At 53.6% G+C, this 17,496-nt stretch carries 19 protein-coding genes; 13 read left to right on the top strand and 6 right to left on the bottom strand.

The genetic code is table 11. The features are described from left to right. The first annotated feature begins 25 nt into the window (after positions 1-25). The 6 genes from D0B88_RS05840 (at position 26) to D0B88_RS05865 (ending at position 5,739) form a co-directional block, all read left to right on the top strand. A complete protein-coding gene (locus tag D0B88_RS05840; RefSeq protein WP_040390940.1) occupies positions 26-541 on the top strand; it encodes a TlpA disulfide reductase family protein in 516 nt (171 codons plus the stop codon). Next, on the top strand, positions 538-762 hold the full coding sequence (locus D0B88_RS05845; protein ID WP_007638246.1) for a DUF4266 domain-containing protein: 225 nt from the start codon (positions 538-540) through the stop codon (positions 760-762). Before D0B88_RS05840 ends, D0B88_RS05845 begins: the two co-directional genes overlap by 4 nt. Beyond that, positions 749-1,909, top strand: a complete 1,161-nt coding sequence (locus D0B88_RS05850) for a DUF3570 domain-containing protein (protein ID WP_007638245.1) — start codon at positions 749-751, stop codon at positions 1,907-1,909. Before D0B88_RS05845 ends, D0B88_RS05850 begins: the two co-directional genes overlap by 14 nt. A 144-nt stretch (positions 1,910-2,053) precedes the next feature. Further along, positions 2,054-3,265 carry a beta-ketoacyl-[acyl-carrier-protein] synthase family protein gene (locus D0B88_RS05855; protein ID WP_151055822.1) on the top strand — a complete coding sequence of 404 codons (1,212 nt, stop codon included), beginning with the start codon at positions 2,054-2,056 and terminating at the stop codon, positions 3,263-3,265. Further along, complete coding sequence (locus tag D0B88_RS05860; RefSeq protein WP_151055824.1) at positions 3,262-4,095, top strand: beta-ketoacyl synthase chain length factor; 834 nt, start codon at positions 3,262-3,264, stop codon at positions 4,093-4,095. The genes D0B88_RS05855 and D0B88_RS05860 overlap by 4 nt, the downstream gene beginning before the upstream one ends. Before the next feature lie 3 nt (positions 4,096-4,098). Continuing rightward, on the top strand, positions 4,099-5,739 hold the full coding sequence (locus D0B88_RS05865; RefSeq protein WP_151055826.1) for an NAD(P)/FAD-dependent oxidoreductase: 1,641 nt from the start codon (positions 4,099-4,101) through the stop codon (positions 5,737-5,739). Between the two features lie 63 nt (positions 5,740-5,802). Here the strand turns inward: D0B88_RS05865 and D0B88_RS05870 are convergent, their stop codons facing one another. Next, positions 5,803-7,176, bottom strand: coding sequence for an AMP-binding protein (locus D0B88_RS05870; protein WP_151055828.1), 1,374 nt, complete (start codon positions 7,174-7,176; stop codon positions 5,803-5,805). Between the two features lie 15 nt (positions 7,177-7,191). Next, a complete protein-coding gene (locus D0B88_RS05875) occupies positions 7,192-7,461 on the bottom strand; it encodes a phosphopantetheine-binding protein (RefSeq protein ID WP_078044169.1) in 270 nt (89 codons plus the stop codon). Positions 7,462-7,647: 186 nt separating this feature from the next. On the opposite strand from D0B88_RS05875, the gene D0B88_RS05880 reads away from it, so the two are divergent. The 7 genes from D0B88_RS05880 (at position 7,648) to D0B88_RS05910 (ending at position 14,030) form a co-directional block, all read left to right on the top strand. Beyond that, a complete protein-coding gene (locus D0B88_RS05880; RefSeq protein WP_151055830.1) occupies positions 7,648-8,616 on the top strand; it encodes a hypothetical protein in 969 nt (322 codons plus the stop codon). Beyond that, a complete protein-coding gene (locus D0B88_RS05885; RefSeq protein ID WP_151055832.1) occupies positions 8,613-9,407 on the top strand; it encodes a 1-acyl-sn-glycerol-3-phosphate acyltransferase in 795 nt (264 codons plus the stop codon). Before D0B88_RS05880 ends, D0B88_RS05885 begins: the two co-directional genes overlap by 4 nt. Positions 9,408-9,504: 97 nt before the next feature. Further along, positions 9,505-9,783 carry an acyl carrier protein gene (locus D0B88_RS05890; protein ID WP_151055834.1) on the top strand — a complete coding sequence of 93 codons (279 nt, stop codon included), beginning with the start codon at positions 9,505-9,507 and terminating at the stop codon, positions 9,781-9,783. Next, positions 9,783-10,220, top strand: a complete 438-nt coding sequence (locus tag D0B88_RS05895) for a thioesterase family protein (RefSeq protein ID WP_151055836.1) — start codon at positions 9,783-9,785, stop codon at positions 10,218-10,220. The genes D0B88_RS05890 and D0B88_RS05895 overlap by 1 nt, the downstream gene beginning before the upstream one ends. A gap of 20 nt (positions 10,221-10,240) precedes the next feature. Beyond that, the gene (locus D0B88_RS05900; protein WP_007638231.1) at positions 10,241-10,909 is read left to right on the top strand and encodes a hypothetical protein; all 669 of its coding nucleotides are present in this window, start codon (positions 10,241-10,243) and stop codon (positions 10,907-10,909) included. Between the two features lie 22 nt (positions 10,910-10,931). Further along, entirely contained in the window at positions 10,932-13,253 is a 2,322-nt protein-coding gene (locus D0B88_RS05905; RefSeq protein ID WP_151055838.1) for an MMPL family transporter, read from the top strand. A gap of 48 nt (positions 13,254-13,301) precedes the next feature. Then, complete coding sequence (locus D0B88_RS05910) at positions 13,302-14,030, top strand: 3-ketoacyl-ACP reductase FabG2 (protein WP_007638229.1); 729 nt, start codon at positions 13,302-13,304, stop codon at positions 14,028-14,030. Positions 14,031-14,067: 37 nt separating this feature from the next. Here D0B88_RS05910 and D0B88_RS05915 read toward each other — a convergent pair whose 3' ends face one another. The 4 genes from D0B88_RS05915 to D0B88_RS05930 are packed head-to-tail and all read right to left on the bottom strand — an operon-like array spanning position 14,068 to position 17,495. After that, positions 14,068-15,294, bottom strand: coding sequence for a beta-ketoacyl-ACP synthase (locus tag D0B88_RS05915; RefSeq protein ID WP_151055840.1), 1,227 nt, complete (start codon positions 15,292-15,294; stop codon positions 14,068-14,070). Then, complete coding sequence (locus tag D0B88_RS05920; RefSeq protein ID WP_007638225.1) at positions 15,291-15,770, bottom strand: hypothetical protein; 480 nt, start codon at positions 15,768-15,770, stop codon at positions 15,291-15,293. Before D0B88_RS05920 ends, D0B88_RS05915 begins: the two co-directional genes overlap by 4 nt. Next, positions 15,763-16,758 (bottom strand): hypothetical protein, encoded by a 996-nt coding sequence (locus D0B88_RS05925; protein ID WP_191966532.1) that lies wholly within the window; start codon positions 16,756-16,758, stop codon positions 15,763-15,765. Before D0B88_RS05925 ends, D0B88_RS05920 begins: the two co-directional genes overlap by 8 nt. Then, a complete protein-coding gene (locus tag D0B88_RS05930; protein WP_007638223.1) occupies positions 16,758-17,495 on the bottom strand; it encodes a glycosyltransferase family 2 protein in 738 nt (245 codons plus the stop codon). Before D0B88_RS05930 ends, D0B88_RS05925 begins: the two co-directional genes overlap by 1 nt. Position 17,496 lies beyond the last annotated feature (1 nt).

Consider the following 17,496-nt stretch of genomic DNA (forward strand, 5'->3'; position numbering starts at 1 on the left):
TTTTTGAATTGATGTGGAGTTGATTATGTTGTTGTATAAGTCGTTGCATAAATCGTTACACAAAAAACTGGCAACTATTACCGCCGGAATTGCACTGGGGTTAAGTTCGCTGCTGGCGCTTGCGGAACCCGCGCCGGATTTCACCTTGCCCAGCAGCAGTGGTGAAAATGTGCGTTTGGCGGAACAGCGTGGCCAAGTGGTGATGCTCAACTTCTGGGCCTCCTGGTGCGGCCCGTGCCGTCAGGAAATGCCATTGTTGGATGAAATGTCCAAGCGTTACAGCAGTGCCGGTTTTGTGCTCTACGGGGTGAATGTGGAAGAGGATAATACCGATGCAAAAAAACTCATCCAGCAATTGGGCGTGACCTTCCCGATTTTGTACGACGCCGAGAGCAAAGCGAGCAGCCTTTACAATGTAGATGCCATGCCAACCACGGTGCTTATCGATAAAAAAGGTGAAATTCGCTACGTCAACCGCGGTTACAAACCGGGCGACGAAAACAAATACCGCGACCAAATTCGTGAGCTGATTAAAGAATGATAGCGCGCCTCTCCTTGCTGCTCGCGATGCTGCTGTGCATCGCCGCCTGTAGTCCCATCAAGCCCTGGGTTAAACCCTATGAACGGCAAAAAATTGCGGACGAAATCATGAGTTTTGATCGCGATCCGATTGCGGGCAGTTACCTGCATCACGTGTACGACGCACGCGAAGCGGCACGCGGCGGTGATGGTGCATCGGGAGGTGGCTGTGGTTGTAATTAATCGCCTGCTGATTTTAGGTTTTACACTCATGGCGAGTATCGCGCACGCGGCAGTATTACCCGATGAACGCATCGATATTCTCTACCACGGCTACGACGGTGGCGGTGCGCAAATTGATGGCCCTTCCATTTTAGTGCGCAAAAGTATCGGCAGTTCAGTATCGGTCGCCGCGAATTATTATGTGGATATGGTGACCAGCGCCTCTATTGATGTTGAGGCGACTGCAAGTCCCTACAGCGAAGAGCGCAAAGAGCAGGGCTTGAGTGCGCAATATATGGTTGATCGCTCCACCATTTCGGTGGGCTATGTCAGCAGTAAAGAAAATGACTACGATGCCACTACTTATAGTTTGGGTATCGACCAAAGTTTTTTTGGCGATTTAACCACGCTTGGTTTTGGTGTGAGTTTTGGTGAGGATATTGTTGGGCAGAATACTGACCCGACCTATAAGCGCGATTTACAGCGACGCAAATACAGCATCAACGCCTCGCAAATCATCACTAAAAATTTATTGGCATCGCTCAGCTTTGATAGCGCCAGCGATCAATGTTTGAATTTGGCGGACACCGAAAGCTGTTTGAATAATCCCTATCGCTCGGTGCGGTTTCTTACTGGCACCGGTGGTTATGCTTACCAGGGCGAAATTTATCCCCACACCCGCAATAGTGATGCCGTTGGCTTGCGGCTGATGTATTTTCTACCCTATCGCGCTTCATTGCGCGCAGAGCTTCGCCAGTTTTCCGATAGCTGGGGGATAGAGTCGGAAAATGCGGAGCTGCGCTATTTGCACCCTTACGGCGAACGCTTTTTGTTTGAAGTGAAATACCGTATTTATGACCAAACCGGTGCAGATTTTTATGCGGATTTATTTCCCTTCCGCGACGCACAAAATTTTATGGCGCGCGATAAGGAATTGAGTCCTTTTTCATCCACCGTGCTCGGGTTGGGCGTCACCTACAAAGTTCCGGCGGGCACTATTCCCTGGTTTGAAAAAAGCACCGTTAATCTCTACTGGGATCACTTCAATATCGACTATGACGACTTCCGCGATGCCCGTGTATCGCCCACGGAATTCGCCGCTGGTAGCGAACCGCTCTACAGTTTGGATGCGGATGTGATCCGGTTCTATCTTTCCTTCTGGTTTTAACTCTCCCATCCCGTTTCTGATCCAGCGCAAGCTATCGCCCGTAAGGGTGATATTTTGCGCCTTGGTCTCTATAATCCCGAGCCTTTTCATTGGTTGCACACAGCTGCCGCCATTGCGTTTCTGCTAATAACAAGTGAGAGCACTGTGTCCCCTGACCAGATATTGATTGTCGATTATGACGCGACCTGCGCCGCCGGTAGCGGAATGGATGAGCTTCGCGCCGCGCTTGCGACCCAGCGCTCCGGCTTGCGCCCGAACGATTTTCCCGGCTGCAATTTGCCTACGTGGATTGGTCGTGTCCCGGCAATTGATGATTATGTGTTTGCGCCGGAATTGGCCGCGTGGCAGAGCCGCAACAATGCGCTGATCGCCTTGGGCTTACAGCAGGGCACACTGCAGCAATCGCTGGCGCAACTGGTTGGACGTTTTGGTTCGGCGCGCATCGGTGTGGTGATGGGTTCCAGCACCTCCAGTATCGACCGCTCGGAAGAGGCCTATCGCCATTTGGATGAGCAAGGCCAGTTGCCAGCAGAATTTCTGCAAGAAAATGTACTAAATCCCCACGCCCCCGGTTTGTTTGTGGCGCAACTACTCGGCCTTGATGGCCCCAATATGACGGTAAATACTGCCTGTTCTTCCTCTGCCAAAGTCTTTGCGACCGGCGCGCGTTGGCTGCGTGCGGGTATTGTGGATGCGGTGCTGGTGGGTGGTGCTGATACCCTGTGCCAAAGTGTGCTCTACGGTTTTCACTCATTACAGTTGGTGTCCGAGTCCCAGTGTCGCCCCTTTGACGGCGCGCGCGATGGTATTAACCTCGGTGAGGCGGCCGGTTTTGCGCTGCTGGTACGTGGCGATGACGCCCAAGGCATTGAGCACACTGGCATCCAACTCAGCGGCTACGGCGAAAGCTCGGATGCGCATCATATGTCCCACCCGCACCCCGAAGGTGAGGGCGCGCGTTTGGCGATTGAGCAGGCGCTCGCGCAAGCGGGTTTGGCGCCCGCGCAGATCGACTATATTAACCTGCACGGTACAGCGAGCCGCGCCAATGACCATATTGAAGGCAACTTGGTGGGCGCTATGTTTCTAGCATCCACGCTTGCCAGTTCCACCAAAGGTTGGACTGGGCACACCCTTGGCGCTGCCGGAATTCTCGAATCGATTTTTGCGCTGGAAGCCCTAACCAGCGGATTGGTGCCGGGCACCTTGAACCTGGCGCAGGTCGACCCGGAAATCGCTATTAGCATGAGCGCGGCCAACCAAAGCGCAGACTTAACCCACGTGATGAGCAACTCCTTCGGCTTCGGCGGCAACAACGCCTGTTTGATTTTCAGTCGTGCGGAGGTGGCAGCATGAGTACTCCGCTCAGTAATAAAGCGCCGATTGCGGTGGATTTGGTGGGCATAGGCGCCTGGGGCCCCGCGTTTAACAACTGGGCTGAGCTGCAAACGCTGTTTGCTAATCCATTAATCGGCGATGATCTGCAGTGGACGACTCAGGTGCCCAAGCCGGAAATTATCCCCGCCAATGAACGCCGGCGCGCGCCGCTGCCGGTGCGCGCCGCCGTGGAGGTGAGCTGGCAGGCATTGCAGCAATCGGGCTTGGCATCCAGCGATGTGGCCTGCGTATTTGGCTCCGGGCTGGGTGATACTGAAATCACCGACTATATGTGTCGTGCGCTAACTACCGCTGAAAAGCAGCTATCGCCGACCAAATTCCACAACTCGGTGCACAACGCCGCCGCCGGTTATTGGACGATCAGCAGCGGCTGTATGAAATCCGCCAACTCTATCGCCGCTTACCAAAATACCGCCGGTTTAGCGCTGCTGGAGGGCATGATCCAATGCCAGCAACACAATGAGCCGGTATTGGTGACCCTGTTTGATACCGCCGCGCACGATGCATATCGTCAGATTTTTGCCTGCGAGCAGAGTTTTGCCGCCGCGCTGCTACTCGTTCCTGCTGGTGCTGCCAATGCGCCAATAGCGCGCTTGGTGATGGCGGATGAAACCGCTGCAAGTGTTATCGCGCCAGATTTACCCTGCGACCAGCTGGACAAACTCTACCGCGATAATCCCGCCGCCAAGGTGCTGGGTTTGCTCCAGCAACTGGCGGCCAAACGCAGTGGTGACTGTGTGTTTGAGCTTAGCCCGCGTCGCGCCCTCAAGCTTGTTGTGAGTTTTTAGCCAATGAATAGTCCTGAGATATTGGATGCTGCTGAGCTGGCCTCGGGTCATGTCACCCTGTGGGATGTGATTATCGCGGGCGGCGGGCTGGCGGGTTTGGGTTTAGCTAAACAGCTCAAACAGGCCAATCCTGAGTTATCGATTGTGGTAGTGGAAAAGCAGGGTTTTCCGCGCCCGCGCGCCATCGCCAAGGTGGGGGAATCCACGGTCGAAATAGGCTCTCATTACCTGTCGCATCACTTGGGTTTGCTGCAGCACCTGAAAGACAAACACCTCAAAAAATTCGGCATCCGTATATTTTTTGGCGAACCGGCCGATGATTTTTCCCGGCAGGACGAGCTGGGTGCCAGCCAAACCTTTGGTATTCCGACCTATCAGATTGATCGCGGCGATATCGAAAACCATCTCGCCGCCGAGCTGCAGGCGCTGGGTGTCACCTTGATCGATAAGGCCGATATTCTGCAGTTGGATGTGCGCGCTGAAACTGGCACCGCCTATGACAAACAGCTGGTGATTCGCTCCGCGACCGTTGAACAAACCTTGCGCGGTCACTGGCTGGTGGATACCGCCGGGCGCGCCAGTTTGCTTAAAAACCATCTCAAACTTGCGGCCAAAAACGAGCATAAATCCAACGCCGTCTGGTTCCGTATTGACCGTACCATCACCCTCGATGATTGGTGTGAGAATCCCGAATGGCAGGCGCGCTGTAGGCCCGAAGGGCGCCGCTGGCTAAGTACCAATCACCTGGTCGGGCCGGGCTACTGGGTGTGGATTATCCCGCTCGCCTCGGGTGTGACCAGCATCGGCATAGTGATGGACGACATCGCCTTTGATGCCAGTGGCATTGCGGATCAAACCTCGGCCATGGCCTGGTTGGCGCAACATCAACCGCGCTGTGCGGCGGCGATTGGCGATGCCAGGTTCCTCGATTTTGTATTGCTGCAGGACTACTCCTACGACTGCAAACAACTGTTCAGCGACCAGCGCTGGGCAATTGCCGGTGAGGCCGGTCTGTTTGCCGACCCCTTTTATTCACCCGGCAGCGACTTTATCGCCTTTGCCAATGGTTTTATCTGTTCGCTGATCACCGCCGAGCGCCGTGGGCAGGATATTCGGGTGCAGGCGCTGGTGTATGAAAAACTGCTGCGCTCCATCTACCAGAACACTCTGTCGCTCTACACCGGTCAGTACGGCGGTTTTGGCGACCGGGTGATGATGGGGTTAAAACTCCTGTGGGATTACAGCTATTACTGGGGTGTGCTCTCGCTGCTGTATTTCCGCGACGCCCTGTGCGACTTTGAGCGCATCCGCCCGCTGGCGGGGGAATTGCAAAAAGCCCAGCAGCTCAACCAATCCATTCAAGCCCTGTTCCGCACCCGCGCTGAGCGCCGTTTACAGCTGCCCAATCGCGGCGTGTTTATGGATCAATACCAAATCCCCTGCCTGCAGTTTTTTAACAAGGTCTTGATGGAGGCGCCGGTATTACCGCTGCCGGAAGAATTGGCGCGCAATATGGCACTGGTAGAACAGGTGGCAGCAGCGGTGCGGGATATGTTGGGTGATGCGCCTGAGCTTAGGATTAGTGATGCTGAGCGCGAATTGCTGGGGGCCTATCGGTTGAAGATATTAGGGAATGGCGGTTGAAGATATTAGGGGATGCCGGTTGAAAATACTGGGAAATGGCGGCTTAAGATTATCGAGTGATGCTTATTTGTTGCGTAATTTGTGATAAAACGCCAACAGCTTAGCGCGCGGCAATTTGCCGTTTTCTTCGCGCGGTAGGGCATCCACCATCAGCAGCGGGCGCGGCATAAATACCGGGTCCAGGTGCGCGGCAAAACGGGCGCTGAGTTGTTGCTTGGTGATGTCTGTACCGACCACTAAAGCGACCGGGCGGGTCACGGTTTGTTGACCAGCGTCCGGCATAAATACCACGCCATCTACCACGCCCGGGGTGGCGAGCAGCAGTTTGTTCATCTCCACTAGCGAGCCGCGTTTGCCGGCGATTTCGATCATGTCGTCGCTGCGCCCGAGCAGGCGGAAGTGGCGGCCATCCGCGGTTTCAATCCGGTCTTGTAGCGGCTGCTCTTGCGGCAGGTGGCTGCCGCGAATCACCGATAAATCCTGTGCCAATTCCAAGCCATCAAATAGCTGCCACAGATCCGTTTGTGCGCTGCGGCGGCGCGCCATGGAACCCACTTCACTGCAGCCGTAAACTTCAATTAACTCACCCGCAAAACAGCTTTCTGCTGCCTGCGCCAAGTCTTGCGACAGCGGCGCGGTGGCGCAGAGTATTTGTTTGACGGGCGGCATGGCCACACCGCTGTGCACCAGTGCCCTTAGGTGAACTGGGGTACTGATCAGCAAACGCGGCGCCGGTAATGGTTGCAGTGCTTGGGCGACATCGAGCGGAAACAGCGGGCGCGCATCGCTAATGCACAGGCGGCTAAACAGCGGCAGTAGCAGGGAGGTTTCCAGCCCCCACATATGCTGTGCGGGCACAGTGGCGAGGGCGAAGCGCAGCTGTTCGCGGTAGTCATCGCCCAGCATTGCCTGTGCGTTCATGCGGCTGCTAGTGACAAAGGTATGCCAGGGCTTAAGGTTGGCTTTGGGCTGGCCGGTGGAGCCGGAAGTAAAGGCGATGGCGGCCAGCTGGCTGGCGGCAATGTGCGGAACATCGCACTCGGGTTCGCCGCGCAAATCTATCTGATTCAGGTTGAACGCGGGGCAGGGGGTGATCAGGTTGTCCAGTCCAGCGTGCAGCACATAGCTGTTGGGATATTGCTCGCGCAGCAGCGTCTGGGTGGCGGGGGCGCGGTTTTGCGGTAGTAGATTAGTTTGCCCGCGCACCAGTGCGGCGCAAAACCCGAGGGTGAATAAGTAGCGGTTATCGCAGAGGTTGATGGTGTAACCCGCTTCAGGCAAGCGCGCCGCGAGGCGTTTTACCTGCCCGATAAACTCGTCCACGCTGACGGCTGTCGGTTGCAAACCCAGCGCAGGTAGCAGGGTGCTGACCCGGGCAAAACAATCATCGCCACGGCGTTCCAGCAGCGGCAGGTATTCCAACTCGGCAGTGCGCATGGCGAGCCTTAGTGCTTAGTTGCCGCTATTGTTCTGGACGAACTCGGTCAGCGAGGCGAGGGTGGCAAAGGCCTTGCGGGTGCGCTCGTCGTCGGCTTGCATTTGCACGCCGTATTTTTGCGAAATGGCGAGGGCGATTTCGAGTGCGTCGATGGAATCCAGCCCCAGGCCATCGCCAAATAAGGATTCATCCGGTGCTATCTCACTCGCCGCTATATCTTCCAGATTCAGTGCTTCTACCAGTAGTTCGGCCATTTCCAATTGGGCAGCGGTTTGCGCAGACATAGATACCTCGATGTTATTGTGATGGATCGGCGTTATCGGCCAATCGTCGATGAAAAGCGGCGCAGTTTAGCGGCTTTGTGCCCCAAAATCACCCGCACTGCCTGAGACTTACCTTAACCTAACGGGGGTTTTTGGGTAAACTCGCGGCCTTTCACGTCACTCAGCCCCCAACCATAAGACACTGTTATGCCTATGCTTCGCCAGCACTATCTGCCCGCCAGTGCGGTGCCAGACACCAACCAACTGCTCACCCAACCGGGTGTTTTGGCCTTGGTGAACTTTGGCGACGCCTGTGTGCCGGGCGCGCAGCCGGGCATTATCCCGCTGGGTATGCCCTCGCTCAGCGATCAACCTTGGGAGGTGATTCGCTACGGCGATTCAGTCGCCCAGCGCGGGGTTGACGAACACTGTCACTGGAGCCTGATTGAGGATGTACTCTGCGTCGCCACCTGGATTGCACCGGAGGATTGCAGCGACATAGAGGCCGCTACCGAAGTGGCCTATGGCCGCCTGTTTCGCGTGATTCAGGCCAAGGGCTTTCCCTATCCCTTCCGCATCTGGAACTTTATGCCCGATATCAATCGCGGGGACGGCGATCGGGAGGAATACAAAAAATTCTGCGTTGGCCGCCAGCGTGCGTTTGATGATTACCATGTCGCGCCGCAGGAGTATCCCGCCGCCTCGGCGCTTGGCCATCACACCAAAGGTGCGGTTGTCTATTTGCTCGCCGGGCGCAATTCCGGGGTGCATCACGAAAACCCGCGCCAGCAACCGGCCTATCACTACCCGCGCGAATACGGCCCGACCAGTCCCAGTTTTGCCCGCGCCACCAGCCTTGCGCTGCGCAGCCGGGAGCAGGTATTTATTTCCGGCACTGCCAGCATCATCGGCCATAACACCCAGGCGGTGGGCGATTTGCAGCAGCAGCTGGCCATCACTCTCGACAATATCCAGCACCTGCTGCGGCATGTGGAGCACGCGGATGCCGAGCTAAGTGCGATCCGCGTCTATCTGCGCCACGCGCAGGATGTGGCGGCGGCCCAGGCTTTTTTAGGCGCGCGCCTGCCTGCTGATGCTGTCAATTTTATCCACGCCGATATCTGCCGCAGCCAGCTGCTGGTGGAAATTGAAGCCCTGGCTTCACCCGGCGTATGAGCCAGCTCAATCGCTTCTGGCGCCTGCTGGCAACGGCTTTCTCCATCGCGCTGTTTGCCGCTGGCGCCCTGCTACTGGCGCTACTGCTGGCGCCGTTAATCCGCTTATTGCCTTGGTCGGAAACCCGTCGCCGCCATCTGGCGCGCCACAGCATCCAGCGCTGGGTGCGGCTGTATGTGGCGATTATGCGCAGCCTGGGGTTGCTCACGGTGGAGTTTGACGGGGTCGTGGCGCTGAACCAGCCGGGAGTGTTGGTGGTGGCTAATCACCCCACACTGCTCGATGCGGTACTGCTGATGTCGGTGATGCCCAATGCGACGTTTATCGTCAAAGCGGCGATGGCCCACAACCCCATTACCTGCTGGATAGTGGCGCTGGCCGGTTATATTCCCAATGACGAAGTGGGCGTGGAACTGGTGGAAAAAGCCGCTGCCGCCCTGCGCGCCGGTGAAACCCTGATGATTTTCCCCGAGGGCACGCGCACCGAGGGCGATGAACTCACACTGAAACGCGGTGCCGCCAATATTGCGCTGGCGGCGGCTTGCCCATTGCTGCCGGTGGTGATTTATTGTTCACCGCTAACCCTGCGCAAGCGGGAGCCCTGGTATCACATACCCCATCGCCCGCCGCATTTTATCCTGCGGGTACTGCCGCCACTGGAGTTGGCGGCGCTGGTTGACTCCAGCCAGCCGCCCGGTCTGCAGGCCCGTGCACTTACCGCGGCGCTGTACCAGTGCTTGCGCGATGGGCTGAATAACTGCCAGCGCGATGAACTGCAGAAGCAGCGCTAAAGCTTGTATAATCGCGCGCCGGTCGCGCCCAGCGCTACCTAATGGACGCCGTCCCGAGCGCGTCACCCTAAAAAAGAGTTAGCAAAAGATTCCCACTATGATTCATACCCGTGACAGCCTGTTGACGCGCATTGCCGACATACTGCAAGAGCAATTTGATGTGGAGCCAGGCTCCATTACCCTGGACTCGCGCCTGCGTGAAGATCTGGATATCGACAGCATCGATGCGGTGAATTTGATGATCGAATTAAAATCCATTACCGCCAAAAAAATCACCCTGGAAAATTTCCACCAGGTAAAAACCATCGGCGATTTAATTGATGCCATTCTGGCGTTTTTAAGTCAGGAAAACGCTCAAGGTCAGGCCGCTCACTAATGCCACGCCGCCGCGAACCCGCTGCACTGCTCAGTGTGGATACTGCCATCACTGTGCCGTTTTTTGATGTGGATTCCATGAACATTGTGTGGCATGGCCACTACTGCAAATATCTGGAAGTGGCGCGCTGCAATCTGCTCGATAAACTCGGTTACAACTATACCGATATGAAAAATTCGGGTTTTATGTTCCCGATTGTGGATATGCAAATCCAATACTTGCAGCCACTGGTATTTGAGCAGCAAGTGATAGTGACGGCGAATTTGGTGGAGTGGGAATATCGCCTGAAAATTCATTATCTAATTCGCGACGCGGCAAGTGGTGCCCTCCTGAGTAAAGCGCACACAGTGCAAGCGGCGGTGGATGCCAAGACCAAGCTGTTGCGCATCGGCAGCCCCGATGCGTTACTCGAAAAAGTAAAACCCCTGTTACCCTAAACCCTGCGGCGCAAATTTCTATGAAAATAATGATGCGACCCACTCTGGCTTGCCTGTTGTTATTCAGCGTCATTGCCAATAGTGCGATGGCGGATGGCCGCGCTGCAAATGCGCAAGTTAATCCTGCGGAATTACTCAAACACTATTTACCGGAAAGTTGTTATCAAACCGGTCTGTACAAGCAACAAAAATCCATCGCCGGCATTAATAAATTGTTGGAGACCGAAGGCAGTTTTGCATTTGCTTGCGATAAAGGTTTGCTCTGGCATACCGCTGCGCCGCTGCAGGAAACACTGGTCTATCAATTACAGGGCACAACCCATTTGGTGCGCGCTGACGGCAGCAGTCAAAAACTCTCTGGCGCTGTGCAACGTCAGCTGGGGCAAATGCTCAATCATTTGCTCGGCGGTAATAGTGCTTACCTGGAAAAAACCTTTGCCATAGTGGCAAGCGACACAGGTATTCAATTAACACCGCGCAAAAAGCGCATGGAAAAATTCTTGCGCCATATCCACATTACTCGCAGCAGTGATGCAGTCACTATTCGCCTGCAACACCAGGGCGATGAATACACTGCAATTCGTGTGTATGAGTTGCAACCTCTGCCATCACTCAATGCCGATCAATGCGTGCAACTGTTGGCCACAGCGCCGGTGGCATTAGCTTGCGCGCAATTATTAACTCCCTGATTTTTATTTAAGTGGACGCGTTATGACGCAGCAACTTTATCGCCGCTGGTGCAGCGCGGCTCTGCTATTGCTAACACTGGTGGCGCTGTATTGTTTTTGGGCAATCAACCGCAGCGGCCTGCAGATAGATACCAATCTGCGCAGCTTGTCGCCTTCGTTTACCCTGGACGCAGCCGTCAATCACGCGCTCAATAAAATGTCGGCCGATGCGGCGCAACAATTTATATTGGTATTGGCTCACCCGGATGAAGAGCGGCTCGCCGACGCCAGCGATGCGCTGCGCGCGATGATCGAAACCGATGCCGGTACTATCGCCTATGTTGATCGCAGCGAGTTGCTCGAGCGCTACATAAATCAGCTGCAAATGCATCCCTTTCATATTCTCGGTGCCGAGGCGCAGGCGACATTGGCCGAGGGCGATGCTGAAAAAATACTCGCCTTGGCGCAAACTAATTTGTATGGGGCGGGTGGCGCAGTGCGTTTATTGCCACTCACCACTGACCCGTTGGGCTTTGCCAATGAATATGCACTGGGTTTATTGGATCGTATGGCCTTAACCAATAGCGATGAAATACAAGCAGTAATACGTGGTCAACAAACACTTTTTATTGCTGCACATCAGTTGCAAATAAACAGCGACGCATTGGAAATGAATCAGCAGGATCTGGCGCTGCTGAGTATCAAGCAATTTATGGCGCAGTTAAAAAATGAATATCCCGACGTGGAAATTATTCAATCGGGCATTTTATTTTTTGCCGCCGATGCTGCGCAGTCGGCCCGCGCCGATATAGATACTATTAGCACGGGTTCGATGATTGGTGTGCTGCTGTTAATCCTCTGGGTATTTCGCGGTCCGCGTGCACTGCTCTTGCCTGCGTTGTCGATTGGCATGGGCTTGGCGTTTGCATTTGCTGTCTGTCATTTCTGGTTTGGTTCGATTCATGTACTCACTCTGGTATTTGGCTCCAGTTTGATTGGTGTAGTGGTGGATTACGCACTGCATTTTTATTATTTTCAGGCGCACCATCCGCAAAGTGAAAATCGCCTGCCGCTTTACCGCGCTTTATTTTTAAGTTTACTCACCAGTGTGATTGGTTTTAGTGCGCTGGCCTGGTCGGGTTTGGCGGCACTGCAACAAGTGGCGGTATTTGCCGTGTTAGGGCTGGTATATGCCTGGTTGATGGTAATTGCCCTGGGACATTACTTAACCAAGGGCGTAAAAGTATACGATTCAAGTTTGCAGAAAATAGTTAAGGGGTTGTTGCGCTTGTTCGGAAAATTTCCCTCGCGTGGAATTGCGCCGCTAATTGCTGTATTTTTGCTGAGTGGGTTTTTTGTAAACGATTTTGAATGGCCTGTTAGCGACAATCCGCGCAGTTTTTTTGCAGCCAACCCCCAGTTAATTGAGCAGGAGAAACAAGTCGGCGCCTGGGTTGCCAGTCACGAGCCAGCCAGTTTTATTGTAGTGCAGGGCGACAGTGCACAGCAGGTCTATGATCGTATCGCCGCTGTCCAAGGGTTGTTGGGCGAGCAGGGGCAGTTATTAGGAGTGCAGCAATTTTTTCCTTCACCCCGTGAGCAGCAAGCCAATTATCAGCTTAATCAACAGCTTTATGGTGCGAACCCACTCGCACAGCAATTTATTGATCGTCATGAACTCAACGAAATATCGGCAGCCAATTTATCACTCGCCTATGCCCAGCAGGAAAATAATCTATTGAATCCGGCCGATTTTTTTACCGATCATGAAGCCGCGTTGCCACCGCTGTGGATTCAGAATGACACTGCATTAAATGCATTTCTGTTAATTCCCAAAGGTATGGACACCGATGTGATAGCGGAAAAACTTGCTGTGTTTGAAGGGGCATTTTTTTTCAGCGCCATGCAGGACTCGGAGATGTCCATGAAACTGCTGCGCCATTCCTCAATGGAATTGTTGTTATTGGCCTTATTGTTAATGGCGCTGTTGTTGCTCACCCGCTATCACTGGAAAAAAATGTTACAGCTAATTGCCATTCCGTTATTTGCGGTGGCAGCCAGTTTGATTTTGTTGGCACTGTTGGATATTCCGCTCACATTGTTTCATGTGATGGCCTTGTTTTTGGTGGTTGGGCTGGGTATGGATTATGTTATTTTTATCGCCGAAATGGCTGACAATACCGTAGAAACTTTATCGGCTGTGGCAATTTCGTCGACTACTAATCTTTTATCTTTCGGCTTATTGGGCTTGAGTATTTTGCCGGCGGTAAGCGCCTTTGGTATTGCGCTGTTTATGGGCAGCTGTTTTAACTTGCTGGGTGCGTTAATGCTGGCCAGTCGCAAGTGGTCGGCAAGTAAACAATAGCGCGCTCACCCTGCTTTCTTTTTTGTACATCAACTAGGGGCTAAAATAATGAGTAAACAACGTGTTCTGGTGACTGGTGCCAGCCGTGGCATAGGTAAAGCCTGCGCCTTAAAACTCGGCGCCGATGGGTTTGATGTGTGTGTGCATTATCGCTCCGGTAAAACCGAAGCCGAAGCGGTGGTCGCAGAAATTATTGCCAATGGCGGTAGCGCCAGTTTGATTCAGTTTGATGTGTGCGAGCGCGAAAAAGTGAGCGAGACTTTGCTCGCGGATATTGAAGCAAACGGCGCCTTTTACGGCGTGGTGTGCAACGCCGGTATCGCCGCCGACAACGCCTTTCCTGCGCTTACCGGCGAGCAGTGGGATTCAGTCATTCACACCAATCTCGATGCGTTTTACAACGTGTTGTATCCGCTGGTAATGCCGATGATTCGCCTGCGCAAAGGTGGCCGCATTGTTACCTTGTCATCGGTGTCTGGCGTGATTGGCAATCGCGGCCAAACCAATTACAGCGCCGCCAAAGCGGGCATTATCGGTGCCACCAAAGCCTTGGCGATTGAGTTGGCCAAACGCAATATCACTGTTAACTGCGTTGCACCCGGCGTAATTGAAACCGATATGATCGAAGGCATTTATCACGATGAAGCGATGAAATTAATTCCCATGCAACGCTTCGGCAAAGTGGATGATGTGGCCGCCACAGTGAGTTTTTTAATGTCCGATGCAGCGGGTTATATTACCCGGCAGGTGATTAGTGTGAATGGGGGCATGTGTTAAGGTAAAAACGAATCCCCCTTTTTTCAAGGGGGATTTTTTATACCCGCTTAAAAATCAGCGAGGTATTAACGCCACCGAAGGCGAAGTTATTACTCATAAAATACTGCGCTTGTAATTCGCGCACTTCATTTCTGATGTAATCCAGCTGGCCGCAGTTTTCATCCACATCATCCAAATTTAAATTGGGCGAGAACCAGTTTTCATTCATCATTTCTATGCCGAGCCAGGCCTCTAATGAGCCGCAGGCGCCGAGGCTGTGGCCGATATAACTTTTTAAACTGCTAAAGGGAATCTGGCTGCCCATGACTTGTTGGGTGGCGAGTGATTCGGCGATATCGCCGTGTACTGTGGCAGTGCCGTGGCCGGAAATGTAGTGGATTTGTTCGGCATTTAACTGTGCGTCCTGCAAACTTTTTTGCATGACTTTTGCCATGGTTGCCTGATTGGGGCGCACTAAATGATTGCCGTCGCAATTGGTGGCAAAACCGACAATTTCCGCCAGGATATTTGCACCGCGCGCAACGGCGTGGTCCCAGTCTTCCAAAATTAAGGTGCAGGCGCCTTCACCTAACACCAAGCCATCGCGCTGCGGGTCAAACGCGCGCGGCGATAATTCCGGCGTGGCATTTTTTAAACTCGCGGAATAAACCGTATCAAACACCGCGGCTTGGGTGGGGCAGAGTTCTTCGGCGCCGCCGGCGATCATAATGGTCTGCTGGCCGCTGCGAATCGCTTCATAGGCAAAACCAATGCCTTGGCTGCCTGCGGTACAGGCGCTGCTGGTGGTGTACATGCGCCCGCAGGTGCCAAACAGCACGCTGATGTTGACTGCCGCCGAGTGGCTCATCATGCGCAAATACGTGGTGCCATTTAATTTGGCCATGGATTTGTGTTCAAGCAGGCCAAAAAATTCCATCGCTGCGTCGCTACTGCCAGTGGCAGAGCCGTAAGCTACGCCGGTCGCGTCACTGCTGATAAGCGGATCTTTAAATAAGCCTGCGTGAATTAATGCCTGTTCGGTTGCGGCCACCGCCATTTGCGCCACTCGGCCCATGCCGCGCTTTTTTTTCTGGGTGTAATGGGCGGGCAAAATAAAATCATCCACGGGCGATGCAAGGCGGGTTTGCAATTCCGGGTATTGATCCCACTCGTGCATGTAACGCACGCGATTTTTTAATTGCAAAATATTGGCGCGGATAGTTTTCCACTCGTGACCCAGTGCGGAAATAGCACCGGCGCCGGTAATTGCGACACGTTTTGTCACGCACTTGCTCCTGTTGTTGATGGAATTTCCTGCTGTTCCTGGTCGGTGAGCGGCTTGCGAAATACCGATAATTTGGCGGACGCGCAGCGGCTGTGATCGCGCAGGTTGATAATCTCGCACTGGAAATTGGCGAGGCTATCGCCCACCACCGCGACTTCGCTGCAGCGTACTTGCAATAGATCACCGGCGCGAAAATAAGGTACAAACGCTTCGTATTTGCGCGTGCCCAATAACAAACCTAAATGCGGCGCCACTGTGCCCTGCTGCAATTGATAACCGGCAATCAATGCGGCGGTCTGCCCCATGTATTCCACACCAATCCAGCTGGGTACACCTTTGCCTGCAATAAAAAATGACGAACGTTCGCTGATGGTAATTTCCGCGCAGGAAAAATTCTGCCCCAATTCAATCACACGATGAATTAACAGCATGGGTTCGCGATGGGGAATTAACTCGTAAATGCGACCATCAATCATGCGCGGCTGCCTCTGCTTTTGCTACCGACTCTGTTGCCGATTGGCTGCTGGCCCAGTAGGGATAAAAATTAAACCACTGCAGCGGTGCACGCGCCGCCTGCTGCTCCAGTGCGCTGGCGTATTGTTGCGCGTAGGCGTGTAATTGTGCGCCGCCGTCTTTGCGCGGCAGGGTTACCTGTTCGGCAAAAGGCACCAATTCAAAATAAATCTTGTGCGCCTGGCGGTAGGAAAACATTAATTGCACTTCACATTGCAATACTTTGGCGAGCATGTAGGGGCCAATGGGCAATTGCGCCGGGCGACCTAAAAAATCCACCGTCACCGTGCGCGCTTCGCCGCTTAAGGGAATGCGGTCGCCGGCGATAAATAACCATTCGCCATTATCAATTTTGGCTTTGAGTTGCAGGATAAGTGGAATATCCAATTCATTCACTTGATAAATATGAATGCGCGATTGCGGATTAATTTTTTGCATCGCCATCACAAAATTGGCCGAGTGCTGGTCGTAAACCAAGGCATTAATCGTGCGCGCTTTATAGCGCTGCACAAAGCCGCGGCAGTATTCCAGATTGCCCAGGTGGGAGCCGATAATTAATTGGCCCTTGGTTTTGGCCATAAATTGTGCGAGTAATGGCTCGTTGGCGATTTCAAAATCCTGTTCATTAATCGGTGTGCTCCAAGCCAGGAGTTTATCCAGAATACATTGGCCAAATGCGTACATATGGCGAAATACATCGCTATAACCCGGAATTTTACCTTGCCAGTAGGCGGGGTATTGCTGTGCGTGGGTGCGTAAAAATTCGAGTGATGCTGCGCGCGCACGGCGATTGAGCAGAAAAAAATAAGCCATGATGGGGTAGAGCAGAATATTAAAAAACCGGCGGCCAAATACTCGCTGCAACCAGAGCAACAATAAAATGCCGCGAATGGTGCCCGACTCTTGCAGTGTGGACCAGTGCGCCTGTTTTTCGGCCGTCGTGTTTGTCATTAATTGCCCCGCAGTCGCTGCCATAACAGCAATGGCAGGCGTACTAACATGCCGAGCATTAAACGGCTGTGCAATTTAATCAGCAGTAAATTGTCGCGCAGGTAATTAAAGTGCGACACACTCTGCGCCGGGTAGATAACCTGGGTGTTGATAAAAATTAAGCGGGTATTTAACCACACGGCTTTCACCAGCAGTTCGGTATCAAAATCCATGCGGTTGCCAACAAAATAATGGTCGAGCACCTGTTCAATTTGCGCTAAGGGATAAACACGAAAACCGCACAATCCATCTTTAATTTTTAGCGATAGGGTTTCCAGTGCGACCCAAAAATCCGTGACCTTGCGCCCGTACACCCGCGCCTTGGGCGCCGATGCATCAAATACCGGTTTACCACAAATAATCGCCTCGGGGTGCTGCTGCGAAAGCTGCACAAATTTTTCAATGTCGGCGACATTGTGTTGGCCATCGGCATCAATTTGCAGGGCGTGAGAGAAACCCAAGCTGCGCGCAAATACCAACCCCGCTTTTACCGCCCCACCTTTGCCGCGGTTGCGGCGTAGCGCATAAAAATGCACGTTGGAATATGTTGCGCTGGCGGCAGCTACCTGCGCGCAGCTTTCAGCGCTGCTGCCGTCATCGACAATCACCAGCGGCAAACCACTGGCAACCAACTGCGGCAAAAACGCGATAAATTGGCGCTCGTGGTTGTAGTGCGGAATTAATAAACAATAACTCATA

The organism is Cellvibrio sp. KY-YJ-3, from assembly GCF_008806955.1.
In the GTDB taxonomy this organism is placed as follows: domain Bacteria; phylum Pseudomonadota; class Gammaproteobacteria; order Pseudomonadales; family Cellvibrionaceae; genus Cellvibrio.